Origin of the sequence: Candidatus Symbiopectobacterium sp. NZEC127 (genome assembly GCF_025962675.1) — a bacterium.
In the GTDB taxonomy this organism is placed as follows: Bacteria; Pseudomonadota; Gammaproteobacteria; order Enterobacterales; family Enterobacteriaceae; genus Symbiopectobacterium.
In genome coordinates this window covers 1,944,719-1,969,851 of sequence record NZ_JAGFPG010000001.1, presented here as the reverse complement: position 1 = coordinate 1,969,851, position 25,133 = coordinate 1,944,719, and the positions used below count along the sequence as shown (strand labels likewise).

Sequence of the window (25,133 nt, the reverse complement as noted above, 5' to 3'; positions counted from 1 at the left end):
AACGCGGCGGTTGTGTCATCGGAACAGGTCAGTACCGAAGAGAGGCTGTATGCAAGAGATACTTACCATGGGGGTGGATATCGGTTCGTCCGCCTCGAAATGCATCATCATGCGTAACGGAACAGAGATCGTCGCACAATCCTTGTTTGCGGTTGGGGCGGGTACGTCAGGACCGGAAAAATCGATAGCGGAAGTGTTGCGCCTGTATGGCGGTGCCCGCAGTGCTATCCGTTGGGTGTGTGCCACCGGCTATGGCCGTCATTCCCTCAAGGAAGCCAACAAAGAGGTTAGCGAGCTCAGTTGCCATGCCAAAGGTGCCAACTATCTGTTTCCCGGCGTTAAAACGGTCATTGATATCGGTGGGCAAGATGTCAAAGCCCTGCATATGGATGGGCAGGGGCGCCTGCTTAATTTTGTCATGAACGATAAGTGTGCCGCGGGCACCGGGCGTTTTCTCGATGTCATGTCGCGGGTGCTGGAGACACGCATCGATGAGCTTGCAGCGCTCGGTGCGCAGTCACAAAAGCGCGTCACCATCAGTTCAACCTGTACGGTATTTTCCGAATCCGAAGTGATCTCACATCTCGCCAATAACGAAACCATTCCCGACATCATCAATGGTATTCACAAATCCGTTGCCAGCCGTATTGCCGGGCTGGCAAAACGCGTCGGTATTGAACAACCGGTCATCATGACCGGCGGCGTAGCGAAGAATTTTGAAGTGGTTCGCTATGTCAGTCAGGAATTGGGTGCTCCCATCAAGACATCGCCATTATCACAATATAACGGGGCGATAGGAGCGGCTATTTATGCGTTTGAAGCGTGCAGCGCGTTACTCGCGAGCGACGCACCTCTTTCAGGAACACATCTATGAGCAATGTAACCCCTCAAACGTCGGAACCGGTTCCGGCAAAGAAAAAATTGCAGAACATCGCGGCTCAAGCTTATCAACGGGCCTGGGATGCGAAAAATCGCGGTGAAAAAATCGGCTGGTGCGCCTCCAACTTTCCGCAGGAGATCGCGGAAACATTGGATATCCCGGTGGTGTACCCAGAAAATCAGGCGGCCGCAATCGCGGCGAAAGGTGGTGGCCTGCGCATGTGTGAACATGCCGAGAGTCTGGGATATTCCAACGATATTTGTGCCTATGCCCGCATCAGCCTCTCCTACGCGGATATCAAGCACTGCGAAGAGATGGATATGCCGCAGCCGGATTTTCTACTGTGTTGTAACAACATCTGCAATTGCATGATCAAGTGGTATGAAAATATTGCCTATGAATTGCATATCCCGCTGATCCTGATCGATATCCCGTTCAAAAATGACTACGACACCGATGACGCCACGGTGCGCTATATCAAGGCGCAGTTTGACGACGCTTTTACGCGCCTGGCCGAAATCACCGGGCGCTCGTACTCAGAGGAGCGGTTCAAGGAAGTGTGTGAAATTTCGCAACGCACTGGCCGCGCCTGGCTGAAAGCGGCGGAATATTGTCAGTATCAACCTTCACCCATGAACGGTTTCGATCTGTTTAATCACATGGCGGTGGCCGTCTGCGCGCGCGGGCGACTGGAAGCGGCAGAAGCCTTTGAGCAGTTGTGTGAAGAGATGGAACACAATATTCAAGAGCAGCAGTCCACCTACCGTGGTGAAGAGAAATATCGCGTGTTGTTTGAAGGCATCGCCTGCTGGCCCTATTTGCGCGCCACGTCCACGCCGTTGAAAGAGCAGGGAATAAACGTTACCGCCACGGTATATGCCACGGCGTTTGGCGTGATTTACCAAAACAGCGACGAAATGATGCGCGCTTACTCCTACGTGCCTAACTGCGTATCGCTGGAACGTGCGGCAGATATGCGTATTGATGTGGGCCGCCAGAACCACATTGATGGCGCGGTCATTCACGTCAACCGCAGTTGCAAGCTGTGGAGCGGCATCATGCCAGAGATTGAGCGCCGCATTCGTCACGAACTGAACATCCCTACTGTCACGTTTGATGGCGATCAGGCCGATCCGCGCGGTTTCTCTGAAGCGCAATACGTGACTCGCATTGAGGCACTAACGGAAATTATGGCTGCCAATAAAGCGGCTGCGCACAAAGGGGGCTTGTGATGGAACGCGTAAATCAAAAAATTGAACAGTTGCAGGAGATCGTTAATAACCCCGGCAAGCAACTTAATGCGCTGCTGAAAAGCGGTAAGCAAGTTGTCGGCTGTTTTCCGGAATATACCCCGAATGAAATCGTTTATGCGGCAGGCATGGTACCGTTCGGCCTGTGGGGGGCAGAAGGGAAGGAGATCTCGGAGGCCAAGAAATACTTCCCGCCGTTTTACTGCGCGCTGGCGCTGTCCACGCTGGAACTGGGTCTGGATCATGCACTGAATAAACTGTCGGCGGTGATGATTCCGGTGCTGTGTGACACCCTTAAATGCCTGGGGCAAAACTGGAAGGTGGGGGTGCCGCAGGTGCCCTTTATCCAACTGGTGCATCCACAGAATCGCGCTATGCCGGCTGGTATTGCGTTTTTGACTGAACAGTATCAGCGTATCGCCCAGCAATTAGGGCAGATATCCGGGCAGCCTGTCACGCCGCAAGCGCTCGATCGCGCCATTGAACTGTTTAATCAGCATCGTGCCGCGCTGCGTGAATTCTCACAGGTTGCCGCTCGCTACCCGCGTACCATTAGCCCGCTGATGCGTAATACCGTGATAAAAAGCGGCTATTTCATGGACGTGGTGGAACATACCCAGCGTGTGCGTGAGATCAGCGCACTGTGCACACAATTGCCAACCGAGCAGTGGGAGGGTCATAACATTGTGGTGACCGGCATCATCGCGGACAGCCCTGCCATTCTGCAAATTTTTGCTGACAACCATATGGCGATCGTGGCTGATGAAGTGGCTCACGAATCCCGCCAATTCCGGCAAGACGTTCCTCCTGACAGCGATCCCTACCGTCGCCTGGCCTTGCAGATTGCCCAGCTCGAAGGGTGCTCATTGCTACACGATCCCGAGAAGAAACGCGGCAGTGTGTTGGTTGATATGGTGCGGAAAAATAATGCGCAGGGCGTGGTGTATCTGTTAACCAAGTTTTGCGATCCGGAAGAGTTTGATGCACCCATTATCAAAAAGCAGCTCGATAAGGAAGGTATTCCCTCCATTATTATTGAAATCGATCAACAAACAAAAAGTTACGAGCAGGCGCGTACGGCATTACAGACTTTTGCCGATGTGCTTTCAGCATAAATGAATATGCGACGATTGGTAAATTAATGAAACTGGGTTGAGCGCGGCATATTACACCGCGTTCAACCAAGGCGAATGGTTGTTTAATTTAATCATCTCTGACGCTGATAAATAAATAGAAGAGAGAATATCATGGGTATTTTCTGTTTGATTCTCGGATTAATTATTTTGATGGTGATGTGTATAAAAGGCATACACATCTTTATTTCTGTCTTTACCGCCAGCCTGTTTTTAGCCGTGACGGCATGGTTAACCGCGCCAGATGGTCTGAATCCTCTGGATGCGATATTAAAAATCTACACCACGGGGCTTGGCAGCTATTTCGGCGCCTTCTTTTTTATCTTCGTACTGGGGGCGATATTCGGCAAGCTGACGGCCATCAGCGGTGCGGCTGACAGCGTGGCATCGTTCATCATCGGTAAATTTGGTGAAAGGGCGGTAATCCCCTCGTTGGTGGCAGCCTGTGCCATTCTGGCCTATGGCGGTGTCTCGGTGTTTGTGGCGCTGTTTACCGTCTACTCCATGATGGTCAGCATGTTCAAAAAAGCCAATTTGCCGCGCAGGCTGATCCCCGCTGTCTATTTTGCCGGTGCGGGCACCTTTGTCATGATCATGCCGGGTTCTCCCCAAATCCAGAACCTGATACCGATGAAGTTTCTCGGCACATCAGCCACTGCGGGGTTAGTGCCAGGATTATTGACGGCCGCTTTTCAGGCGACATTGGTGATCTTCTATCTGTCATGGCTGTTTCGCAAAGTGAAAGCCAGCGGAGAAGGGTGGGTGGATGACGATGCCGCCGCCGGGAAAAGCAATGCTCCGCAGAGTGCGGCAAAAGATAAGCCGCAGCCCCATGTGATCATTGCGCTGTTGCCGATGCTGCTGTTGCTGTCGGTGCTGAATATTTTGAAATGGGACCCGGCAATTGCGTTGTTTTGCGCCATCGTTTCGGCACTGATTATTTACGCTCGCTATCTCAACTGGAAAGAGATTATCGGCAACCTGGCGGCAGGCACCATGGAGGGCGTGGTGTCTCTGTTTAACACGGCGGTCATCGTCGGTTTTGGCGCGCTGGTCATGAAGCTGCCTGCGTTTCAGGAATCCTTTCAGGCGATTGCACACTCTGGGCTGAGCCCATTGATGGTGACCGCCATTGCCGTCGGTGCGTTGGTGTTTATCAGCGGTTCCGGCTCGGGTGCACTCAGTATCGCCATGCCGCTGATTGCCTCTATGTTTCCGGCTGCGGTGGTGGATCAGGGTGCATTGCACCGCGTGGCGACCATGGCCTGCATGAGTACCACGCCGCCCTTTAACGGATTGATTATTACCGTACTGAGTGTGTGCGGTGTCAGCCATAAACAAGCCTATGGTCCGGTCGGTATGCTGACGTTAGCCATTCCGTTGGTTGCCATGGCCTTTATGTTGCTGCTTTACGCTGTGTTGCCCGCCTCTATCACTATGCTCGGTGGATAACCACCTCTGTTATTCAGGACGTGATCTACGCCGGTGCGCGGTAATTATCTTGTAACCGCGTACCGAAAAAATATGAAACACCAGGGAATAACTATTTATTCCAGCAAGATTATCGGGAGACGTAAAAATGAATTTCGAACTTAACGAAGAACAAACGCTGATTCGTAATATGGTCAGAGAGTTTGTGGACAGCGATATTAAACCCATTGCCGCTATTATTGATAAACAGCACCGTTTCCCGCAGGAAAGTATTACGCCAATGGCTGAATTAGGCCTGTTTGGTTTTAATATTAACGAGGCATTCGGCGGCAGCGATGCTGATGCGATCAGCTATATAGTGGCGACGGAAGAAATGGCAAAGGTGAGTGCTGCTCATGCCATGATCATGGGATCGCAATGTTCCCTGACCGGGCCGATCGTTCAGAAATACGCCGACGCGCAGACACAGCAACGTTTGCTGCCGAAGGTGGTGACGGGGGAAAGCCTTGGCTGTTTCTGCCTGTCGGAGCCGAGCGCCGGATGTGATGCTGCCGCACAGCAGACCACCGCAGTGCGTCAGGGCGATAACTATATCATCAACGGCTCCAAGCTTTGGATCACCGCTGCACCGCAGGGGGCATTCTTTATCGTGTTTGCCATGACCGACAAAAGCCAAGGGGTAAAGGGCATTACCGCGTTTCTGGTTGAGCGCGATAACCCCGGCATTAGCATCGGCCTGCCGGAAGAGAAAATGGGGATGAACGGTTCCGATACCTGTGCCGTCAGCTTCAGCGACTGTGTGGTGCCAGCCAGTTGTCGTTTGGGCGCGGAAGGGAAAGGATTTGCTATCGCCATGGAAACGCTGGATGGCGGTCGGCTAAGTTGCTCGGCCATTGCGCTGGGCATTGCCCAAAGTGCACTCGATGCCACGCTCACCTACACCAAAGAGCGTATCCAGTTCGGTAAACCCATTGCCGCTAATCAAGGGGTACAGTGGATGCTGGTAGAGATGGCTACCCAGGTCGATTGTGCCCGTATGCTGGTCTATCGTGCCGCTGCCGCCAAAATGGCCGGACACCCCTACACGCGCGAAGCCGCACAAGCCAAGCTCTATGCTTCTGAAACTGCCACCTATGTCACCCAAAAAGCAGTGCAACTGCACGGTGGCATGGGCTACACCTCGTCGTATCCGGTTGAACGACTGATGCGGGAAGCGAAGTTGACAGAGATCTTCGAAGGCACCAGTGAAGTACAACGCATGGTGATCGCTAAACATATTTTGGCCTGAATCAGGCCACTGACCTGTTGGCCACAGCGATCTGTTGCGCTCTGTGGCCCGCTTCAACCACCTTCTTTTTTCAGGCATCTTTAGGGAGAGCGCTCACTATGAGACTTATCGCCTGCTGCAAAATCGTCCATGACGAGCAAGACATCACCACCAACGCGGATCGCTCGCTGTGTGTGGATAATGCCAATCTGAAAATCAGCCTCTACGATCTTAATGCCTTAGAGGCTGCAACGGTGCTGGCAAGCGAACAGCCCGGCAGCCAACTGACGGCGCTCAGCGTGGGCAGTAAGACCCTGCTGGAAAACGCCCGAATTCGTAAGGACGTGCTGTCTCGTGGGCCTGATACGTTAACGGTGATCGCCGATGACGCCTGTGACGGGATCTATCCAACCGAAACAGCACAGATTCTGGCCTGTGCCGCGCAGAAACTAGGCTTCGATCTGATTATCTGTGGCGAAGGTTCTGGCGATCTCTATGCACAACAAACCGGTATCCAGATAGGCGAGCGGCTCAATCTGCCCTGCGTCAATGCGGTCAGCAAAATCACCGTTGTCGGCGATAAAGTGCGCGTTGAGCGTGACCTCGAAGATGTGGTGGAAGAGTTGGAACTGACCTTGCCTGCGGTGATCTCCGTGACATCGGATATCAACACGCCGCGCCTGCCGTCAATGAAAGCGATTCTGGCGGCGAGTAAAAAAACGGTGACCCAGTGGAGTCTGGCCGATGTGGTCTGTGACTCTGGCCCGGTAACAGCGATCCGCGTTAGCGCCTGTGCGCCGGAACAAGCTGACAGGCTTGGCATCTGCATCGAAGGCGATTCTGACGACAATATCGCTGCCTTCGCCGATCATCTTCGTAAAGCGCTGAATCAATAACCCTACGCAAGGAATCCATCATGGCTACGCTATTACCGCTCGTTTTTGTTTACGCCGACAATACGGATCGTCTTGCCGGTCTACTTGCCAACGCCCGCCAGTGGGGCGAGGAAGTTAACGTTTTATTTGTGGGGGATGAACAGCAGGTGAAGGCGTGCGTCAATCTCGGCGCCAATATCGTGTATCACTTCACGCCGCAGGAAGGCGTTGTCAGCGAAGACTATGTGCCATCGTTTGTCAGCATTATTCGTGAATCAGGACCTCGGGCGCTGGTGTTGCTGGCGGCCAGCAAACGCGGCAAAGCCATCGCCGCGCGACTGGGTGCACAACTTAATGCTGCGGTGGTCAATGATGTTATTCGCTTGCGAGTAGAAGAAGACGGCGTGTTTGCCTCTCATCCGTTCTATGGCGGCTTGGCTCATGAGACGCAACAGTTGCTCTCGCCCTACGCTGTGGTCACCTGTGGCAGTAGCGCTGAGGAAAGCGTTAACGGTGCGGCCAGCGCGAGTGTAAAGCCGGGCGCGTTTGTTCCGCCAGCGCATCCGCTGAAACTGATTGCGCGTCGGGCCAAACCCGGTAGCACGGTCGATCTCGCCAAGGCGAAGCGCGTGGTTGGCGTCGGACGGGGCTTTGGCAAACAGCAGGATATCGCACTGGCGAGCGCATTGGCTCAGGCGATTCACGGGGAAGTGGGCTGTTCGCGCCCCATTGCAGAGGGGGAAGGCTGGATGGAACATCAGCGCTATATCGGCGTTTCCGGCACCACGCTGCACGCTGATCTTTATATTGCCGCCGGTGTGTCTGGGCAGATCCAGCATATGGTCGGTGTGAACAACGTCAAAACGCTGGTTGCCATCAATAAAGACAAGAATGCCCCGATTTTCAACAGCGTTGATTACGGTATTGTCGGCGATCTTTATAAAATTCTGCCGGCGTTAACCGCCCGGTTAAACCGTTAACGCAAGGTAAAGGATTAACACACTATGGCAGACGATATTTTTGACGCCATCATCGTGGGGGGAGGGCTGGCCGGTGCCACAGCCGCCTACGTATTGGCACAAGCCGGGCTGGATGTGCTGGTGATTGAACGCAGCAATGTCTCGGGTGGAAAAAACATGACGGGTGGGCGGCTCTATGCCCACAGCCTGGAGCGCATCATGCCGGGGTTTGCCGAACGCGCGCCGCTGGAGCGTCAGGTCACTCGAGAGAAAATATCCATGCTGACAGCGGATAGCGGCGTCACGCTGGACTACCAGCACGCGGCTTCTGCGCTGCCCGAAGAGCGCTCCTACACCGTGTTACGCGCCACGTTTGATCCCTGGTTGATGGGGGAGGCGGAGGCTGCGGGCGCGCAATTGATCCCCGGCGTACGCGTTGACGAATTGATCGTGCGAGAAGGGAAGGTGTGTGGCGTCAGAGCGGGCGAAGACGAAATTGAAGCGCGCGTTGTGATTCTGGCTGACGGGGTTAATTCACTGTTGGGGGAAAAGCTGGGTATGGTGCGCCATGTCAATCCCCATACAGTGGCGGTGGGGGTTAAAGAACTGCTGGCATTTACCCCGGAACAGATGGCCGAGCGTTTTGGTTGTGCTGGAGATGATGGACTGGCCTGGTTGTTTGCCGGTACGCCTTCTGAGGGCCTGATGGGGGGCGGATTCCTGTATACCAACAAGAACACCGTTTCATTAGGTTTGGTGCTCGGTTTGCACAACGTAGACAAGCTGAGCAAAAGCGTGCCGCAACTGCTGGAGGATTTCAAGCAACATCCGCTGGTTGCCCCGTTGGTCAGTGATGGCAAACTGCTGGAATACTCGGCGCATCTGGTGCCTGAAGGCGGTTTGGATATGGTACCGGAGCTGATCGGTGATGGTGTGTTGATTGCCGGTGATGCCGCTGGGTTCTGTCTGAACGTCGGCTATACGGTACGTGGTATGGATTTGGCTATTGCTTCCGGAGACGCTGCCGCCAAAGCGGTTATCGCGGCCAAACAGCGTGACGATTTCAGCCGACAGGGGTTGTCAGGCTATCAGATGCTGCTGGATGAAAGCTTCGTTCTCAAAGACATGAAGCTGTATAAAAATCTGCCAGCGTTTTTAGACAATCCACGTTTTTTCAGCGCTTATCCGACGATGATGACGGGCATGATGCAGGATCTGTTTACCATCAACGGTCCGCAACGTCCTCTGCGTAACAAGATGTTCTCCCGCATCGGAAACGTCGGGGTAATGAACATCCTGAAAGATGGTTTTAAAGGAGTGCGTTGGTTATGAGTAAGGTCAATGTGGATATCAAGCTGGGGGTTAACAAGTTTTATGTTGATGAGGGCAATCCGCACATTGTACTGATTGCCAACCCTGACCCGGTGGCGTTCAACAAGCTGATGTTAGCCTGTCCGGCAGGGCTGTATAAACAGGATGAGCAAGGTCAATATCTGTTTGATTCCGCAGGGTGTTTGGAGTGCGGTACCTGCCGCGTGCTGTGCGGGAACACCATTCTGGAGAAATGGAGCTTTCCCATCGGGACCCAGGGGGTTGAGTTTCGCTATGGTTGAGTGGGGACTTTTCAACGGGTGAAAATTTGCTACACTGTATGCAATTACAGTAATGGCGAGTATCCCCGTGAATCCGTATCAAGCCTCTATGGATAAGCCGTTAGATGCCATGGAGGCCTATCACTACCCTGAGCACCTGCGCCCGTTTCTTGAGGGATTGCCCGCAGCACCAGGCGTCTATGTCTTCCATAGCGATAGCGATGTCATGCCGCTGTATATCGGTAAAAGCGTCAATATCCGCAGTCGTGTCATGTCGCATTTCAGGACCGTTTCCGAGGCGCGCATGCTGCACCAGTCTCGCCGCATCAGCTATCATTTGACGGCGGGTGAGATTGGCGCGCTGTTGCTGGAAGCGCAAATGATCAAACAGCTACAGCCGTTGCACAATAAACGGCTGCGGCGCAGTCGCCAGCTCTGCTCGTTGCATTTGCGTAACGGCGCTCCCCATATTGTCTCGGCAAAAGAGATCGACTTTTCCCATACGCCCGATTTATACGGCTTGTTCTCCAACCGGCGCGCTGCGCAGCAAGCGCTGCTGGATATCGCCGACAGTGAGTTGCTGTGTTACGGGCTGTTAGGTTTGGAAAAAAAGCCGCATGGCCGTGCTTGTTTCAGACATCAACTGGGGCGATGCGCAGGTGCCTGTTGTGGCAAGGAACCGGTGGTAGAGCATCAACTGCGTCTGCTCGATGGGCTGCAACAGCTACGCGTGTTCAACTGGCCTTACTCGGGCGCCGTCGGGCTGGTGGAGCAGCACGGCGATGTGCGGCAGATTCATGTTATCAACAACTGGTATTACCTCGGATCCGTAGAAGACATCGCTGATGCAGCACGCTTGACCAAGGTCGCTCACGGTTTTGATCGCGACGGATACAAGATTTTAAGCGGGCCGCTGTTAAAGGGGCAGCATGAGGTCATTTTGCTGGAATGATCTGATCTCATCGACATTCATCGCGGCTGATGAATGATAATATGGATTATCCACATTTATGCTATGGATTTTCGATGTTATTTACGCTGCGCCAACTTGAATTTTTTGTCGCTGTTGCCGATGCCGGACAAATCTCTAAGGCAGCGTTGTTTTGCAATGTTTCCCAATCGTCAATGACGGTTGCGCTGCAAAATCTGGAAGAGCAATGCGGAAGGTCGCTGTTTACCCGCCATGCCAAAGGAATACGCCTGACGGAAACCGGAGAGCGTCTATTACGCCATGCCAGAAAGGTATTAAACACCGTTCAGCTCGCGACGGATGATATGCTGATTCCGTCTAACGATCTGAGTGGAACGCTGCGCATTGGTGTCACTGAAACCCTCTCGGCCTATATGCTGCCTGCGCTGCTGAGCTCGATTACGGCGCGCTTTCCTTCTTTGCAATTTAGCCTGGTTGAGTATCCTTCTCCCCGATTGTGTCAGGCGATAAGGGCCGGGATGGTTGATCTGGCCTTGATGCTGGTGTCTAACATCATGCTGCCAGAGGATTTTGCGACAGAGATATTCATTCGTTCGACTCGGCGATTATGGACCTGTGCCGGCCACCCATTACAGGATGCGCCGACGATTACGTTAGAGAGCATTGCGAAAGAAGATTTTTTGCTTCTCGATATGGATGACCATATCCCTACCGTCAATCATTACTGGGCTGAGCAAAATCTGCAACCACGCATCAAATTTAAATCGACCTCCATTGAGGCGATAAGGGGTATGGTGGCGCAAGGCCACGGTGTCACCATTTTGTCTGATTTTGTGTATCGCCCCTGGTCGTTGGAAGGCAATCGTATTGTCCGGCGGGATGTGAGTAACGTGATCCCTTCGATGGATATTGGGGCCGTGTGGTTACCCGCGCGTCCTTTGCTGCCCAGCGCTGAAATGTTGATAGATTTCATCCGTAAACAAAAAAACGCGTAATCATCCCCTGTTCTGCGCCATAAAAAAAGGGCTGTTAGCCAGCCCATTGATGGTTAGCGCACGATCACCCTCCGACGCTAAAGAACGCGTAGCGCCCCAAGAACTCGCCGGTGATGGTTATCATCAACGCCATTGAGAGCAGGGCAGGCAATGATTTTCGTGGCAATCGGGTGACATAGGTCACCAGCAGGACCAGTGCGATGCCCAGCAGCAGGTAACGCCACAGCGTCAGTGTTCCGACATTCACCGCAGCGGTTTTAATGCTGATTCCTTGCGCAAGGTTGGGGGCAACGGCAGAAAACATGACAATGACCGCAACCGTAGCCAGCACAAAACCCAGCAGGTAGAAGCGAAGCAAAGGTGTCATGGCACGCGCACTCTCATCCTCTGCCAGTTGGTGTAACCGGGGCCACAGGCACAGCGCATACAACAGGCTGCCCATCATAAACGCCGAACCATAAAAGCCCGCATAGGTTCCCCATCCTTGCCAAAGGATAAAACGGCTATGGTCGTAAATGGCTGACATGACGAAGATATCCGCCACGCCGACCAACGCGGTGAGCCCCAGCAGTGCGGTAGGTAGCTGTTTTTTCACCAGTGCATAAACCAGTGTCAAAAATAGCAAGCCCATAAACAGCGCTGTGAACAGGATTTCGCGGCTCATCCAGGATGAGGCGACATGGCTAAGTGTAAATAGCGCATGCCACGGGTTACCCAGATGCGCAACGGATGCCAATAAGCCAACGCCGCCGCACAGTAACGCACACAAGAGTGCGGGACTCGCCAGCTTCAGCCGTTTATCATCGGTCAACGTAGTGAAAATGAATGTATGGCAATACCAAACGGTGACGACACAACCGACAGTGATTTGCATCAGCAAGGTAAAAAAGATCAATGGCCATTCGTGCATGTCAGTATCCTCGCTGTGTTTTAGTACCCACGATCAAGTTGGGTCGGGTTAGCGATGAGTCGGGCAGACCTGCGATATCCGCATTGTTGCCGTATTTTTTCCGCAGTTCACTGATGGGACCGAAATCCAAGGCTCGCATGGGGCAGGCATCCACGCAGGCTGGGTTTTCCCCCTTGGCGCGCAGATTCAGGCAGGTATCGCATTTCGTCATCATGCCAGACGCCTCATCAAACTGCGGTGCTTCGTAAGGACATGCCCAGGTGCAGTAGCGGCAGCCGACGCACAGTGTGTGATCGACCACGACCACCCCATCTTCTTCGCGCTTATGCATCGCCTTGGTGGGGCAATGGCTGACACAGGCAGGCGAGTCGCAATGATTACACGCGATAGAAAGATGCCAACGTTTCGGCTTGGGAAACGTACCTTCCTCAAAGTCGTAGACCCGTCGAAAATTACGTCCCACTTCCAGATCGTTTTTATCCTTGCAAGCGATGACGCATGTTTTGCAACCGATGCACGCGGCGGCATTAAAATAGAATCCAACCTGTTCCATCGTTATCGCTCCTCACCAAAAATGATACGTTGTGGTCTGTCTACATCAGGAATCAATGCCGGGCCTTGCCACTTTTTCACGTCGCACAGCACGGTATTCCAGCCCGATGTCCCAAACCCGGTCGCGACCTGTTCCGAGATAGCGTTATCCGCCCCGGCCAAATCAATGCCGCTGGCCTCATCAAGCTCGAACCAACTGCCGTGAGGCAGCGCGACAACGCCGGGTTTCAACGTTTCGGTCAGCCAGGCCGGGCGCAGCGTTTTTCCTGAGGCGCTGGTAATGAGCACGGTTTCACCGTGGCGGATGCCAAGGCGGGTGGCATCAGATTTATTGAGATAGACGGGTGAGGGCCAGGCTTCTCTAAGCCAGGGCACGTTATCCAACGTACTGTGTGAACGTCTTAAATAGTGCGGATTGTAAACCTGGAAGGGATACTCGCCTTTCACTTTAGCGTTCCAATCTGAGAAGCTTTCTTCATACCCTTTGGGCTTGGCGGTATAGGCAGGAATAGGAGGTACTTCATTCCAGCCGTACTCATGGCTGATTCGTTTGAGTTTCTCGCAATAAATTTCAAACTTCCCGCTATCCGTGTCGCGTGGATTCTTCTCTGGGGCCTGGACAAAATCTTTATAGGCGATATAGCCGTAATTATCCCCTTCGGTGCGCTCTACCTGATAGGTGCCACGGGTCAGGAATGCATTCAGAGAGGTTTTGCCCTGCTGCGTTTTCCCCTTAACCCCCCATGCTGCCAGATCCTGCTCAGTGATGGTTAACAAGGGAACCTTGGTCTTACCGTCTTCATCAATGACGTTAGCCCCTTGTAGCGTATTGAAAAACTGCTGCTTTTCAGAAATCGGGAAGATTTTATCAACATCAACGCCCAGACGTTTGCCGATCTCTTTTGCAATCCATTGATCGCTTTTCGCTTCATAAAGCGGTTTAACAATATTCACTGCCACAATCAGCACGTCGCGGTTGCTGGGGTTTAAAATGGTGCCTTCCCGTTCCCATTCGGTCGTGACCGGCAAGACCACATCAGAATACTTGGCGCTGGTGTGCAACACATAAGTGGGAGAGACGATGAACTCAACCTTCTCCCTTAGCGCAGCGATGCCTTGCGTAATATTGGCTCGCGTTTGCATCGTGGCATTGAAGGTGTGGAACATCATCTGGATATCCACCTGTTTCTCGCCCTTACCGCGCTGGCGAAATTTGCCTTCGGTCAATGCCCTGTTGATCTCGTTGTGATTAATGGTGCTGCTGATCGGGTTTGGGAAGTTGGGGAGCCCTGTACCGCCGCCGTTAACCAAACGTGTACCGCCGTTGCCAGCCGTGTAATGGCAGCATACGCCAGTCATTCGGCCAGAACGGCCCATATGCCCGGTCATAAAACCGAGCGTTGAAAACGCATGAACCCATCCTTCACCATTGTGAATACGGGCTGGTGCCCACCCAGTGAGCAGGGCGACGCGGCGAGTGCCACCGATTTGTCTTGCCAGGCTACGGATAGTGTCTGGCGCAACACCACAGATTTCGGCGGCCCACTCAGGATTCTTGGGCTCGTGGGTAAAGGTGCCCAACAGATAATCTTTGAAATTATCATCGGGATTAGCGCTTGCAGGCATGTGCTCCCTGTCGAAGCCAACACAGCAACGGTTCAGGAAATCCCAATCTATCAGCGGGTTGTTTTGCGGATCGTCCTCTTCCAGTAGGGCATACATAATGCCTAGTGCAAGCGCATGGTCTGTGCCAGGGTTGACCGGAACCCAATCGGCATCGAGCAGCTCACAGGTTGCATGGTAGCTCGGATCAATACAGATAAAGCGCGCACCGGCCTTTTTCGCTTGCAGATAGTGATAGGTCGGGCTGCCCGGGCTACTCCAGGCGGGGTTGGCTCCCCACAGGACGATAAGCTGAGATTTGCGTAAGTCCAGACGATCGTTGGTGCCGAAACGGACCCACCCATCATGAACGCCGATATATTCCGGTGTGTCTTTCCATGCTCCCCAGGACGTCGTTCCCCAGTCTGAGGTATAACCGCCGTAGTTAGCGTACATATTAAGGTAATGCGTGCCGTTAGAGCCGGTGAGCCAGATTGACTCATTGCCATACTTTTCTTTGATACGCTTGGTTTCGCTGGCCACAATGTCCAGCGCTTCGTCCCAACTGATGCGTACCCATTGATCACGCCCACGGAGCGATTTATCACCGCCGCCAGGGGCCCAGTTTTTACGCTTCATGGGATAACGGATACGGTCGGCACCAAAGACTTGTTTACGCTGGGAGCGGCCGCGCAGACATCCCCGTTGTTGAGGATTATCAGGGGTGTCACTGTGAGTATCATCCGTCTTTTGACGTTCTACTACGCCATCTACCACCAACGCCTTGTTCAAGCAGCGGCCACCACAGTTATGCCAGCATGCTGCGGGTTTCCAGGTGCCTGTTTTGTCCGTCACAGCCGTTGCCGGCTGGGCGGTAGTCGGTTCAGCGCGTAATCCGCGGCTCATGGGCAACGCTGCGATAGCGGCTGCCGCGGAGCTTATCTGGATAAACGCACGCCGACTGATTCCAGAAAGTAAATTATTGATCATGTAATACTCCTACTTTCACATTGCATAAAAACCCTGCCGCCGTCGGATCTGCCAATACGGCATTGCCGACATGGCGGTGGGCATAGCGTGTTATCGTTTTTGTTATGACGTTGCCTGCACAGTCTCCATGTCAACGACCTGATTGAGTTGCTGTGCATCGTGGGTTAAAAACACCGGCAATAGCTGAGCGATGCCGCGATAGAAATCGGTCTCTGCGTGTGTTTTTACGTTATGAGAAAACGCATCACAGAACGCCAGCGTATGCTGCTGGAGAAAATCACGTTGCCTTAGCAGAGAAAGCATGACGTTCTGAAGCGCCGCGCCGCTGTGCAACGCTTCGGCAACGGACTGGCTTTGCTGATAAAGAAAATCGAGCTCGAACCCGATGTGGTCTGGGGCCTCGCCGTCATCGTCAGACATGGTCAACCCGCAGGATTGATAAACCTGCTTCACCTCTTGGGTGCAACGTTGAAACAACAGCTTATCGCGCGATACATAGATGGATTCCCACGGTGGTGCAGGGGGCGTCTCAGGGCCGATAAACAAGCGGGTGAAATCCCAATGCAGATTTTCAAAGGCGCTCTCACCGGTGATAAAGGGTTCTCCTGCCAGCGCGTGCTGCACACTTTCTACTGCTGAAGAGAAATTCGCGTCAGCGATCGCAGGGAACAGCGTCGCCAGATCTTGCTGCTGGAGAAAATTCAACAGTGCAGGCGTGGGCTCTTCGATCAGCAACCGGCGTAAAAGATCGTAACCCACGGTGCGCTGGATGAGGTATTGCGGGAATTGATGAGGGGTCATCGTCATATCCTTTAAATGTCGGCCAGTGAAAAGGTGGATGGCGTTACGTGTTGTAATTGCACTTCCTTCACGTAACGCTCGGTTTCTGAAAGGTGTTCAATAACGTTGAGTGAAAGACAAACCTCAACGGGCAATGCACCAAGCAAGGAAATGGCCGAGGGGTGAAACTGAATACAGTGATGTTGCTGACTGTGTCTGACGGGAATGTGGTGTTGGGCCAGAAGGGTTTTCACGGCAGTAATGGCCGAGCCGAATACTTTAGCGCATTTGAAAAAAGCGTCTCGGGGAGAAAAATAGTAGGTGTTGTCAACCGGGCTGAGGTGGTTTTGCTGGAACACTTGGCCGGTATGTTTATTTTCCAAAGAGCAATAGTGTACGCCCAGCCTCAACGCGCTCTCTAACGCGAACAGCATCAATTCCAGCGCCAATGTTTCGCTACCGGCAATGGCTAACCCGCCGGCATACCAATAATTGTAATACACCTGATAGGGGGGATATTTCAGGGTAAAACCGCGTTCGCGAAACGCGGCGGCATTCGCCAGAGGAAAACAAAACTCCAGCAGGTTGATACCGTCAACGCCGAGGGCATCAAGTTCGCGCAATAACGCTTTCATCTGTTCGCCGCTGCCGGGAATAACCGGCATTTCCACCATTACAGTGGGAATATATTTTTTTGCCAGGCGAATGCGCCGCAGTATGCGGGCTTGCTTCTCTGCCGGATCGTCAATTTTGATGCTAAACCGAATTTCTTTCAGCCCGGCTTGTTGCAGCTGTTGTGCGGTTTGCTCGTCCAGGGGATCGCCGGCAGTGTAGAGCCGGGCGTGAATATCAGGAAAATGGTGCTGAACCTGTTTGAAGAAACCGGTCGCTTCCGCTTTGTGTAATAGTGGTTCTCCCCCGGTCAACGCCGCAAATTGCAGGGGCTCTCCGCTGGCAGCAATCTGTTCAACTTCCGTTGCTGCCTGACGCAGATGGTGTTGGTAGTAGTCATAATCCTGTTGATTGGGATTGAAACAGAAATAGCATTGACGATGGCATTTTAGCGAAATGAACGCGGTGTAACTCCCTGCTCCCGTGCGGCAGGCAACGCATGCATCAGAAATCCAGTTGATGTGAATGCTTTTGTCATTGTTGGAAAACTGGGCTCCCATGGCGCGCAGTTGGTGTTTTAGGGCAAGTGCGTTATCGCTGCTTTCGCCGGTGGATTCAAACGGCAGACCATACCGTGTGATGGCCTGTAAGGTCTTTTGCTCAATCTCGATATAACGTTGAGCGTACTGTGCGAAATCAGGATCGTTAATACACGGAAAGGTCGTGCTATTGATGATGTTCATTTTTCATCCTCCGTTACGCAGAGAAATTCAGGCTTTTCATGCCGATACGATCCCCAGTGAAACGGAGCTTTTCTTGCATGGAACAGGCCGGGCACAGGTGCTCACCTGGATTCAACGATGGGAACGGTTGTTGACAGCGAGGACAACATGCAGCGTTAAAGGAATAATGCGTCTGTGTTTTTTTTGTTATTTCTTCTCTCATCTCAATAGCGGATTCCGGGCAGCTTGCCTGACAGAGTTGGCACCCAACGCACTTGCCTGATTCAATAACCAATTGCTTGTTTTGATAATGGAAAACGCCCGTTGGACATAATTTCAAGCAGCTACTGCATAATGAACAGGTATCTTTATTGATATTGATACTGAACAGTTGATAGTCAGGGAAAATATCGCTGATTAATCGGTTTGTTGGCGCTCTCTTTTTTCGTAAATACCGCTGAACCGTACCAATACGTAGAAAACGACGCCGCGCGATAACTGCGTCTACTGGTTCTGCGCTGGCATGATTATCATCATGCCGGTAATGATTCAGTGAGAAGGGTTCTTGGTGACATGCGCGTAACAGGTTATTTGTGCGGTCGACGACATCACACCATGAGAAATGATTATCATCTACAACCAACGTACGGTACCCTGCACGATAATAGAGTAAAAGTTCTTTCACCGACGGGGCGGTAATCGCATCCAAATATAAATGGTCATCAACAGTTTGACGTTCGGGAAATGAGCCTGTTATCGCCATTACTGGACACGCTGCTATGCATCCGCCGCAGCCTGAGCAGGCATCAGGAATAATGTTGACCACACCAGCGTGGGTGATAAACAGAGCCGCAGATGAACATGCCTCTGTGCATAGCCGACATTCGACTCTCCGGCTTTTATTTCGGATACAATCAGACGTTACGACAATGTCATCATTGAACGAAGTATTAATAACATTCACCTCGTGCTGGCTTATAAGGAAAATATGAAAAAAATTTAGTAAAAAAAAGCATGGTTTTATTTTTTTTGTATGTGTCTTTGGCTGTTTTTTATTTATCTGTTGTTTGTTTGTTAAAATCTATCAACGCTGTTATTTAAGTTAAAAAAATACTATATCCATATACTGTATAAGGATAATGGATTTTTTCGATATGCCATTATTAGTATTTTCTATATATCTCGTTTTTCTCCCTTGTGGCGGTGATTTATCTGATTGAAGGGAGGGGCGGACACGGAATTTCAGACGAGATTATTTTAACGAATATTGATGATGATCATAAATAGCGTGGGTTGAAATACAGCACATCGTTATGTAATTATATTTATAACGATGTGCTTAATCTACACAATTTATTTATCAAATGATAATTGTTTTTGTATCAGCCATTTTTCCACCTGGCTCGAATTAAGGGATGAAATTTCAATGTCAACGCAAACTATCGTTATGCGCGTCAAGAAAATGTCATAAAGTGCAGGTAATGTGTCGGAGAGTTTCCAATTGTTACGTTATATCATTACACAAGGAATTTCTCCATGCGAAAGCTCTCCACCGCATTATTGGTTCTTTCTATTAGCGCTGTGCTCTCGCCCTGGGCGATTGCGCAGGGCTCGGCACCCGCAAAAGCGAAAAATGTGATTCTGCTTATCAGCGATGGCGCGGGGATCAACACCTGGCATGCTGCAAGCTATTATCGGCACGGTGCGTTGGGGCACGAAGTCTATGATGACTTTGATATCAAACTGTTTGCTTCCACCTATCCGCTTAACACCTCTAACGTGCCAACCCGCACGATGGATAAGTCTGTTACGTTTGATGCCGATAAAATTTGGAACAAAGACAAAGTAGACAGCACCTTTCAGGGCAGCTTGGGTAAATATCCGGGCTACTTTGCCGGTTATGAATACCTGCGCGCGGATTTTACCGACAGCGCTGCGGCAGCAACCGCACTGGCCTCCGGCCACAAGACCTACAACAACGCCATTAACTGGTCCAACGATGACAAAAAGCTCAAGCACATTGGTGAATATGCCGTAGAAAACGGCAAAGCGTTGGGGGTGATCACCTCTGTGCAGTGGAGCCATGCGACGCCAGCGGGTTTCCTTGCGCATAACGTTAGCCGTAACGAATACGCCGCTATTGGCAAAGAGATCGTGGAATCTGGGCTGGCAACGGTGGTGATGGGTTCCGGCCATCCTGCCTATGACGAAAACGGCAAACCGACGACGCCGAAGGATGATAAGGCCTACCGCTATGTCGGCGGCAAAGCGGTGTGGGATCGTTTGGTGGCGGGCAAAACCGACTATAAGCACATTGAAACCAAAGCAGATTTTGTCGCATTGGCGGATGGCAAACTGAATATGGCTAACAAAACCAAGCTGGTGGGTACGGTGCAAAACCATGCGACGTTGCAGTTTAATCGTGTGGGCGTTGCTGCTGGCGAGTTGCTGGATAATCAGCCTGATTTAGCGACCATGACCCGTGGTGCGCTAAACCTGATAGCCAAGAATCCCAACGGCTTTATGTTGATGGTGGAAGGTGGGGCAGTGGATTGGGCTGCGCATGCCAATAACCTGCCGCGTTTGATTGAAGAGCAGATCGATTTCAACCACGCGGTTGAAGCGGCGGTAGCCTGGGTAGAAAAGAACAGCTCCTGGGATGACACGCTGGTGATTGTTACCACCGATCACGGCAATGGGTTATTGCAGGGACCAGATTCAAATAACGACGCGTTCTCCGACATTGTCAATCAGGGCGCCGGGGCGCTGCCGCTGGTGCGCTGGCACACTGATACCCACACGCGTGAACTGGTCCCCGTTTATGCTAAAGGTGCCGGCGCGGATTTCTTGCGCTCAGTGGCGAAACCCAACAAGGGGCTGGCAACCTACAATGTGCCGGAAGAGAGCCAACGGTTTGTTGATAACACGGATATTTTCCGTGCCTCACTGAATGCCTTTGGCATTACCGCAGCAGACCCCCAGTAAACCACTTGCTTGCGCTGTGTACCACGAACCGTACGCAGCGTTATTTTTATGACAGAACACAGGAATTTGGCCGTGATGAAGAAATGGATAAACGCGCATTGGCGTGATGCTCGGCGGCACAGTGTGGCAGGGCTTTGTCTGCTGCTGCTGAGCACCTCGGCGGTGCTGGCGGCTGACCACCCGACGGTAGCGACGCCAAGCACCAATGCGCAGGCGCAGGTGATGCGTGCTGTGCGCCAAAATGGAGAGTTGCTGATCGAATTGCGGTTTGAGACCACGGCAGATACGTTTGGTGGCGAAACCATCTATGAGAATATGACGCCTGACATAATGAATTCATCCTTTTATATCGAGGCACAGGGACAGCATTTTACGCTGAGTGATACGGGAAAAGCGCAGCTCCCCACCTCGTTGAGATTGAATTTCAGCTACGACCGCAATAAAAATCCTCGCGTGGGTGCCTGGCGCGGAAGGTTCGTTGCGCCGCCAACATCAATCACTCAGGTTGAACTGCATATCCCCGGATTGGCACTGATATCAGGCATTTCGATTACCGACAGAGGAGAGTAAAATCAATCAATGTATTTGAATAATTATGGCAATTTTATCTGATATTCACTTCTGAATGATGGCGCTATGATTTATCACATCGAAGGCAAACAGCCTTTTAATCAAACATCAAACAGAAGGATTACTCTCATGAATACCATCAAAAAATTTGCCGCAGTTGTTGCTCTCGGCCTGGTTTCTTTCGGTAGCTTTGCTGCCCAAGAAGTGGGTACCGTTCAGGTCAGTGGTGCAGAAACCTTGAGCGCATTCGAAGCGCAAGTGGCTGCCAAGGCTGAAGCCGCGGGCGCAACGTCTTACAAGATTGTCTCTGCTGCTGGTGGCGATCAACTGCGTGGCACAGCAATCCTGTATAAATGATTTCATCATCGTTGATGGAACAGCCTGAAAGGGGAGCGAAAGCCCCCCCTTTTTGTTTCTAAGGCCATTTCGTTATCGCTTGCTTAGGCAGCAGCGGTATTACAATTGGTTTAGCCAGTTGCTATCCCAATTCCGTTGATGGATGTCTGACGCAGACTCATCATGAGGGGCGGAGCGCGCGAGATACCTGGTGAGTAAATCAATACCCATATCAATGGTTTGACCGTAGTTATCTCGATTAAATGTCTTTTGCGTGTTGAATCCGCGCTCGAAGTCGAATACCGCAATTTGTGCGTTGGCTAGATCATTAGCCAATTTGACTAATCCATCATCGTCATTCAATGCCTTATTCAACCGCTCAATTTGTTCTTTATTCAACCCTTCTGCCTGCGTCACAAATAGTGTTCCATCTTTATTAACACTAAATCCAAAATACGCGTCCTTTAAATCGGGGTTGTCTTCGGCAAGTTGGTCCAGGAAAGAGGAATAAGTCTGATCAATCTCGTCAGTTACCGCTGAAAGATTTCCCCACACCTGATACGACATTTTGGCGTGTTCGACTCGCATTTCTTCATGGCTAGCGGCTATAAGCGCTTCCCGTGCGGTTTGCTCTGCTTCACTAACCGGGCCCTGTTGAGCAACGGCTGCACCTTCAGCCGTTCTTTGCCAGGTGGATGCCGCACCATCCGCCTTTTGTTGTTCCGCATACGCCTGAAATTTAGTAAGGGCCTCTTGGCTGATATGCACCGTCTGAAGATCGCTTTTTTCCCCAGCAGATACCGAATGACGATCCTCGATATTCTGTTGTTCAGGTTGGCTGTTTACCGTACGGCTATTTTGTCCTGAATAGGTCACGCTATGCAATCCAGAGGTCGCTATGCTATCGATCATTCCTTGTTCTCCTGAGTATCAGGATGCCAGAGCATCTGACAACGCTGTCCTGAAAATATGCTTGAATGTGAGAGACGTATCATTTCTATCTTCTTAATACTAACGGTTATTTCTCACAAATCTTTAGGATGATATGGGTGATGAATTATTCGATAGCATATTATTCATAAAAATATTTCATCGCCGTGATTGGCATCAATGTCCCATGGCGCGCGGAGGATTAAAGGATTTGTGCCTCCTTTGCCTTATCTAGCCAGGGTTTAAACCCTTCCAGCAAAAGATCGAACAAACACTCATCTGACATCGTGGCAAAGTCGTCGATGGCGAAGAAATGGGAGTTATCAAGTCGCCTGTCGGTAAACGTATCCAGAACTTCCAGCAGGCCATAATTACAGCCGCCGAGGCCGACGAACTTCCAGAAAATAGGGTAGTTGGCGGAGCGGCGGATCGCATCTTTGATCTCTCGGGTTTTATTGATGCCACCGTCAGTGATAAAGACGACATATACGGGTAATTTACTGTTATAGAACGTGTCAATGAGCTCTTCCATTACCGGCGGCTCATTATTCCTACCTCCTAATCCCGGCAAGATCTCCCTTCCGACTCTTTCTCCCTGCTGTTGTATCGTGGTGATGTAGTCGTCAAGGTTTTCGAGCGTTACATTCGGGTACTTTGCATGTTGTTGACCAAAAGCCCACACATCCATTGAGCCATCATTGTCGAACTCGACTGACAGTATCGCAATGCGGTCCAGTACAGCCTGTACGTAACCACGACTAAACTGTCTACTCATCGAGCCGGAGGCATCTAACACAAAGGCCACTTTTGCTTTCAGTGTTTCCAGTTCACACTTTCTCAGACAGGCTATGACCGTTTTTGCTATGCGGACCAACCGTGGTGCTGTTACCCTCAGCCTATTCTCCAGACTGATGACAGCCGGTGGTTGCGTGGGCATCTCCTCGTTCTGTAACAGCGATTCAATCCCATTGCTGAGCGCCCGCCCCGCGGCATGCAGTTTCCACCCTCCCTCGTGGCGATAAATCTCTGCAAGTACCATCAGCTGCTCGTGACAGTGCTGAATCTCTGGGCTGAATTGAGCAATATTCTCCGCGATCAGCATCAGACTACTAAGTGCAGAAATGTCTTCACCGTCATCACCGTCGATAGCGATAATTATTGAAATTTTACTGACGTCTGCGTCAATTTTGCTGAGATCCAATGAGATAGTGCTTTCATGTGGAATACCCTCTGGAGCTATATTGTGATCGGGCAGGTTAGGTTGATTTAAAAATACCATGTCCTCATCCATGTTGATCATGGTGTACTTATTGATCAGAAATACAGTGTTATCTACCTGTCCATGAAAGCCAGATGGAGTGGTGTATTTTATTCTCAGTGTCAACTGCGAGGTTGTAAGGATCTGGTTTTGACCTGTTTGTAACGACATGATGCCAATCTCCTTTTGTCTATCACTCGCTAAGCGTTTGCTTAAGCGCAGAGGAGCGCACGCAGGTATGGCGCTTATCTCGGTTATACATGCTATTTAAAATAGATATTGGCAATATAAAGTCACTAAAAATATATTGTTTTTTCTTTTTTTGCGAGATGCGCTGTAAATGAGTTTTTTATATGGCGATGTGTCCCTCGGTGTTTTGTTGTGTGTATATCAATTCATTTATTTAGATGTTTATATCATTAGCTTTCCTGTTTTAATTGCGGGGTGCTACGGTGCGGATAAATAAGGAAGTAAAACCAGAGCGACACAGTTAATTTATGCTTGAGGAGGAGTGCCATTTTAGACATCAGGCACGTTCCATTCTGCTTAACCGTTTTCGATGGGGAGCGTATCGGTTGTCCGCTAAGAAATATTTACCTGAGAAGTCGAAGCCCTCTCGAGACAATTTTCTTGAATTCTTCACACTGAGTATGCTCCGGCTCTGTACAGCGGGCAGCATGCTTTAGCCCCCGACTTAACAGTTGCAACCTGCGAATGGTGTTGTCTATCTCCTTAGCGCGCTGGTGGAGCAACTCGCGGTCGATAGCAACCTTACCCTCCGTATTGAACATCGTAGCCATTTCATCCAGAGAAAACCCAGCGGCCTGTCCTAACCCAATCAGTTGCAGTTTATTCAGCACGTTTTCATGGTACTGCCTCCTCAGGCCATTGCGGCCAACAGGTGTGATTAATCCTTTCTTTTCGTAAAACCGCAACGCTGAGGGGGTAACGCCAGAAAGGTTAGCAATCTCTCGGATATCCAGTTCTTTCATTGTTGACTTGAACCTTACTTTAAGTTGCACACTGGTTCCCAGTTTAGTATGTCATCAAAAAAGGAAGCAGACATTGGATATGATTCTTGTTCTTCAAACGGTCATAACAGGTATCGGCGCAACGTTGGTCATGGATTTATGGTCATGGTGTCAGAAACACCTACTGAACGTTCCGCCACTGAATTATGCGCTGGTTGGTCGCTGGATTTTATGGCTCCCCAGAGGAAAATTCTGGCATCACACAATCGTCTCGACGTCCCGAATGCAAGGAGAGATTTTTACTGGCTGGGCATTTCATTACCTGACCGGAATACTTTTTGCGTCTATACCGTTTATGTTGGCCGGAGGAGGCTGGTTTCATGAACCTTGTCTGTTAACGGGTCTGCTGGTCGGTGTGTTAACGTTACCGGCTCCGTTCATGATGCTGCAGCCCGCGTTTGGCTTTGGCATCGCGGCGTCCCGCACCTCCCGCCCGTGGTTGGCGCGCTTGTTAAGCCTTGTGACGCATCTGGTATATGGAATCGGACTTTATGGCATGGCCACTGTTCTGACCGTATTCTCATGGCCTTAACCGTGGTCTG

The 25,133-nt window shown here is 51.2% G+C and carries 24 protein-coding genes; 15 read left to right on the top strand and 9 right to left on the bottom strand.

What is annotated here, in order from left to right:
* Positions 1 to 49 precede the first annotated feature (49 nt).
* The 11 genes from J5069_RS09155 (at position 50) to J5069_RS09105 (ending at position 11,313) form a co-directional block, all read left to right on the top strand.
* On the top strand, positions 50 to 874 hold the full coding sequence (locus J5069_RS09155) for an acyl-CoA dehydratase activase (RefSeq protein WP_264643509.1): 825 nt from the start codon (positions 50 to 52) through the stop codon (positions 872 to 874).
* Positions 871 to 2,112 carry a 2-hydroxyacyl-CoA dehydratase subunit D gene (locus J5069_RS09150; RefSeq protein WP_264643508.1) on the top strand — a complete coding sequence of 414 codons (1,242 nt, stop codon included), beginning with the start codon at positions 871 to 873 and terminating at the stop codon, positions 2,110 to 2,112. The genes J5069_RS09155 and J5069_RS09150 overlap by 4 nt, the downstream gene beginning before the upstream one ends.
* Positions 2,112 to 3,245: a 2-hydroxyacyl-CoA dehydratase subunit D gene (locus tag J5069_RS09145; protein ID WP_264643507.1), complete on the top strand. Its 1,134-nt coding sequence runs from the start codon at positions 2,112 to 2,114 to the stop codon at positions 3,243 to 3,245. Before J5069_RS09150 ends, J5069_RS09145 begins: the two co-directional genes overlap by 1 nt.
* 132 nt (positions 3,246 to 3,377) lie before the next feature.
* Positions 3,378 to 4,715 (top strand): GntP family permease, encoded by a 1,338-nt coding sequence (locus J5069_RS09140; protein WP_264643506.1) that lies wholly within the window; start codon positions 3,378 to 3,380, stop codon positions 4,713 to 4,715.
* 127 nt (positions 4,716 to 4,842) lie between these two features.
* Entirely contained in the window at positions 4,843 to 5,982 is a 1,140-nt protein-coding gene (locus J5069_RS09135; RefSeq protein WP_264643505.1) for an acyl-CoA dehydrogenase family protein, read from the top strand.
* 98 nt (positions 5,983 to 6,080) lie between these two features.
* Positions 6,081 to 6,857, top strand: coding sequence for a putative electron transfer flavoprotein FixA (fixA, locus tag J5069_RS09130; protein WP_264643504.1), 777 nt, complete (start codon positions 6,081 to 6,083; stop codon positions 6,855 to 6,857).
* A gap of 20 nt (positions 6,858 to 6,877) precedes the next feature.
* Positions 6,878 to 7,816, top strand: a complete 939-nt coding sequence (locus tag J5069_RS09125; RefSeq protein ID WP_264643503.1) for an FAD-binding protein — start codon at positions 6,878 to 6,880, stop codon at positions 7,814 to 7,816.
* 24 nt (positions 7,817 to 7,840) lie between these two features.
* Entirely contained in the window at positions 7,841 to 9,127 is a 1,287-nt protein-coding gene (locus tag J5069_RS09120; protein WP_264643502.1) for an FAD-dependent oxidoreductase, read from the top strand.
* Entirely contained in the window at positions 9,124 to 9,408 is a 285-nt protein-coding gene (locus J5069_RS09115; RefSeq protein ID WP_264643501.1) for a ferredoxin family protein, read from the top strand. The genes J5069_RS09120 and J5069_RS09115 overlap by 4 nt, the downstream gene beginning before the upstream one ends.
* An 88-nt stretch (positions 9,409 to 9,496) precedes the next feature.
* A complete protein-coding gene (cho, locus tag J5069_RS09110; protein ID WP_264643779.1) occupies positions 9,497 to 10,339 on the top strand; it encodes an excinuclease Cho in 843 nt (280 codons plus the stop codon).
* 74 nt (positions 10,340 to 10,413) lie between these two features.
* Positions 10,414 to 11,313 (top strand): LysR family transcriptional regulator, encoded by a 900-nt coding sequence (locus tag J5069_RS09105; RefSeq protein WP_264627965.1) that lies wholly within the window; start codon positions 10,414 to 10,416, stop codon positions 11,311 to 11,313.
* A gap of 64 nt (positions 11,314 to 11,377) precedes the next feature.
* Here the strand turns inward: J5069_RS09105 and J5069_RS09100 are convergent, their stop codons facing one another.
* From J5069_RS09100 to J5069_RS09075, 6 genes are all read right to left on the bottom strand, one after another.
* Positions 11,378 to 12,223 carry a dimethyl sulfoxide reductase anchor subunit family protein gene (locus J5069_RS09100; RefSeq protein WP_264643500.1) on the bottom strand — a complete coding sequence of 282 codons (846 nt, stop codon included), beginning with the start codon at positions 12,221 to 12,223 and terminating at the stop codon, positions 11,378 to 11,380.
* A 1-nt stretch (position 12,224) separates the two neighbouring features.
* Positions 12,225 to 12,776 (bottom strand): DMSO/selenate family reductase complex B subunit, encoded by a 552-nt coding sequence (locus J5069_RS09095; protein ID WP_264643499.1) that lies wholly within the window; start codon positions 12,774 to 12,776, stop codon positions 12,225 to 12,227.
* 2 nt (positions 12,777 to 12,778) lie between these two features.
* Positions 12,779 to 15,367 (bottom strand): molybdopterin-dependent oxidoreductase, encoded by a 2,589-nt coding sequence (locus J5069_RS09090; protein WP_264643498.1) that lies wholly within the window; start codon positions 15,365 to 15,367, stop codon positions 12,779 to 12,781.
* A 102-nt stretch (positions 15,368 to 15,469) separates the two neighbouring features.
* A complete protein-coding gene (locus J5069_RS09085) occupies positions 15,470 to 16,168 on the bottom strand; it encodes a molecular chaperone (RefSeq protein WP_264627979.1) in 699 nt (232 codons plus the stop codon).
* A gap of 11 nt (positions 16,169 to 16,179) precedes the next feature.
* On the bottom strand, positions 16,180 to 17,502 hold the full coding sequence (locus tag J5069_RS09080) for a radical SAM protein (RefSeq protein WP_264643497.1): 1,323 nt from the start codon (positions 17,500 to 17,502) through the stop codon (positions 16,180 to 16,182).
* A gap of 13 nt (positions 17,503 to 17,515) precedes the next feature.
* Complete coding sequence (locus J5069_RS09075) at positions 17,516 to 18,307, bottom strand: 4Fe-4S binding protein (protein ID WP_413542207.1); 792 nt, start codon at positions 18,305 to 18,307, stop codon at positions 17,516 to 17,518.
* A 710-nt stretch (positions 18,308 to 19,017) separates the two neighbouring features.
* On the opposite strand from J5069_RS09075, the gene J5069_RS09070 reads away from it, so the two are divergent.
* From J5069_RS09070 to J5069_RS09060, 3 genes are all read left to right on the top strand, one after another.
* The gene (locus J5069_RS09070; RefSeq protein WP_264643495.1) at positions 19,018 to 20,466 is read left to right on the top strand and encodes an alkaline phosphatase; all 1,449 of its coding nucleotides are present in this window, start codon (positions 19,018 to 19,020) and stop codon (positions 20,464 to 20,466) included.
* A 75-nt stretch (positions 20,467 to 20,541) separates the two neighbouring features.
* Entirely contained in the window at positions 20,542 to 21,036 is a 495-nt protein-coding gene (locus tag J5069_RS09065) for a hypothetical protein (RefSeq protein WP_264643494.1), read from the top strand.
* Between the two features lie 129 nt (positions 21,037 to 21,165).
* The gene (locus J5069_RS09060) at positions 21,166 to 21,393 is read left to right on the top strand and encodes a YdgH/BhsA/McbA-like domain containing protein (RefSeq protein ID WP_264643493.1); all 228 of its coding nucleotides are present in this window, start codon (positions 21,166 to 21,168) and stop codon (positions 21,391 to 21,393) included.
* Between the two features lie 99 nt (positions 21,394 to 21,492).
* Here J5069_RS09060 and J5069_RS09055 read toward each other — a convergent pair whose 3' ends face one another.
* From J5069_RS09055 to J5069_RS09045, 3 genes are all read right to left on the bottom strand, one after another.
* Positions 21,493 to 22,284, bottom strand: coding sequence for a hypothetical protein (locus J5069_RS09055; RefSeq protein WP_264643492.1), 792 nt, complete (start codon positions 22,282 to 22,284; stop codon positions 21,493 to 21,495).
* 220 nt (positions 22,285 to 22,504) lie between these two features.
* The gene (locus J5069_RS09050) at positions 22,505 to 23,731 is read right to left on the bottom strand and encodes a VWA domain-containing protein (RefSeq protein WP_264643491.1); all 1,227 of its coding nucleotides are present in this window, start codon (positions 23,729 to 23,731) and stop codon (positions 22,505 to 22,507) included.
* A 422-nt stretch (positions 23,732 to 24,153) separates the two neighbouring features.
* Complete coding sequence (locus J5069_RS09045) at positions 24,154 to 24,552, bottom strand: helix-turn-helix domain-containing protein (RefSeq protein ID WP_264627610.1); 399 nt, start codon at positions 24,550 to 24,552, stop codon at positions 24,154 to 24,156.
* Positions 24,553 to 24,631: 79 nt separating this feature from the next.
* Between J5069_RS09045 and J5069_RS09040 the strand changes: the two genes are divergently transcribed.
* A complete protein-coding gene (locus J5069_RS09040) occupies positions 24,632 to 25,123 on the top strand; it encodes a DUF2938 domain-containing protein (protein WP_264627614.1) in 492 nt (163 codons plus the stop codon).
* Positions 25,124 to 25,133: the final 10 nt, after the last annotated feature.

Bases quoted from the DNA above. Each gene is read 5' to 3' on its own strand.
- J5069_RS09155 (WP_264643509.1), top strand. From the start codon at position 50: ATGCAAGAGATACTTACCATGGGGGTGGATATCGGTTCGTCCGCCTCG.
- J5069_RS09150 (WP_264643508.1), top strand. From the start codon at position 871: ATGAGCAATGTAACCCCTCAAACGTCGGAACCGGTTCCGGCAAAGAAA.
- J5069_RS09145 (WP_264643507.1), top strand. From the start codon at position 2,112: ATGGAACGCGTAAATCAAAAAATTGAACAGTTGCAGGAGATCGTTAAT.
- J5069_RS09140 (WP_264643506.1), top strand. From the start codon at position 3,378: ATGGGTATTTTCTGTTTGATTCTCGGATTAATTATTTTGATGGTGATG.
- J5069_RS09135 (WP_264643505.1), top strand. From the start codon at position 4,843: ATGAATTTCGAACTTAACGAAGAACAAACGCTGATTCGTAATATGGTC.
- fixA (WP_264643504.1), top strand. From the start codon at position 6,081: ATGAGACTTATCGCCTGCTGCAAAATCGTCCATGACGAGCAAGACATC.
- J5069_RS09125 (WP_264643503.1), top strand. From the start codon at position 6,878: ATGGCTACGCTATTACCGCTCGTTTTTGTTTACGCCGACAATACGGAT.
- J5069_RS09120 (WP_264643502.1), top strand. From the start codon at position 7,841: ATGGCAGACGATATTTTTGACGCCATCATCGTGGGGGGAGGGCTGGCC.
- J5069_RS09115 (WP_264643501.1), top strand. From the start codon at position 9,124: ATGAGTAAGGTCAATGTGGATATCAAGCTGGGGGTTAACAAGTTTTAT.
- cho (WP_264643779.1), top strand. From the start codon at position 9,497: ATGGATAAGCCGTTAGATGCCATGGAGGCCTATCACTACCCTGAGCAC.
- J5069_RS09105 (WP_264627965.1), top strand. From the start codon at position 10,414: ATGTTATTTACGCTGCGCCAACTTGAATTTTTTGTCGCTGTTGCCGAT.
- J5069_RS09100 (WP_264643500.1), bottom strand. From the start codon at position 12,223: ATGCACGAATGGCCATTGATCTTTTTTACCTTGCTGATGCAAATCACT.
- J5069_RS09095 (WP_264643499.1), bottom strand. From the start codon at position 12,776: ATGGAACAGGTTGGATTCTATTTTAATGCCGCCGCGTGCATCGGTTGC.
- J5069_RS09090 (WP_264643498.1), bottom strand. From the start codon at position 15,367: ATGATCAATAATTTACTTTCTGGAATCAGTCGGCGTGCGTTTATCCAG.
- J5069_RS09085 (WP_264627979.1), bottom strand. From the start codon at position 16,168: ATGACCCCTCATCAATTCCCGCAATACCTCATCCAGCGCACCGTGGGT.
- J5069_RS09080 (WP_264643497.1), bottom strand. From the start codon at position 17,502: ATGAACATCATCAATAGCACGACCTTTCCGTGTATTAACGATCCTGAT.
- J5069_RS09070 (WP_264643495.1), top strand. From the start codon at position 19,018: ATGCGAAAGCTCTCCACCGCATTATTGGTTCTTTCTATTAGCGCTGTG.
- J5069_RS09065 (WP_264643494.1), top strand. From the start codon at position 20,542: ATGAAGAAATGGATAAACGCGCATTGGCGTGATGCTCGGCGGCACAGT.
- J5069_RS09060 (WP_264643493.1), top strand. From the start codon at position 21,166: ATGAATACCATCAAAAAATTTGCCGCAGTTGTTGCTCTCGGCCTGGTT.
- J5069_RS09055 (WP_264643492.1), bottom strand. From the start codon at position 22,284: ATGATCGATAGCATAGCGACCTCTGGATTGCATAGCGTGACCTATTCA.
- J5069_RS09050 (WP_264643491.1), bottom strand. From the start codon at position 23,731: ATGTCGTTACAAACAGGTCAAAACCAGATCCTTACAACCTCGCAGTTG.
- J5069_RS09045 (WP_264627610.1), bottom strand. From the start codon at position 24,552: ATGAAAGAACTGGATATCCGAGAGATTGCTAACCTTTCTGGCGTTACC.
- J5069_RS09040 (WP_264627614.1), top strand. From the start codon at position 24,632: ATGATTCTTGTTCTTCAAACGGTCATAACAGGTATCGGCGCAACGTTG.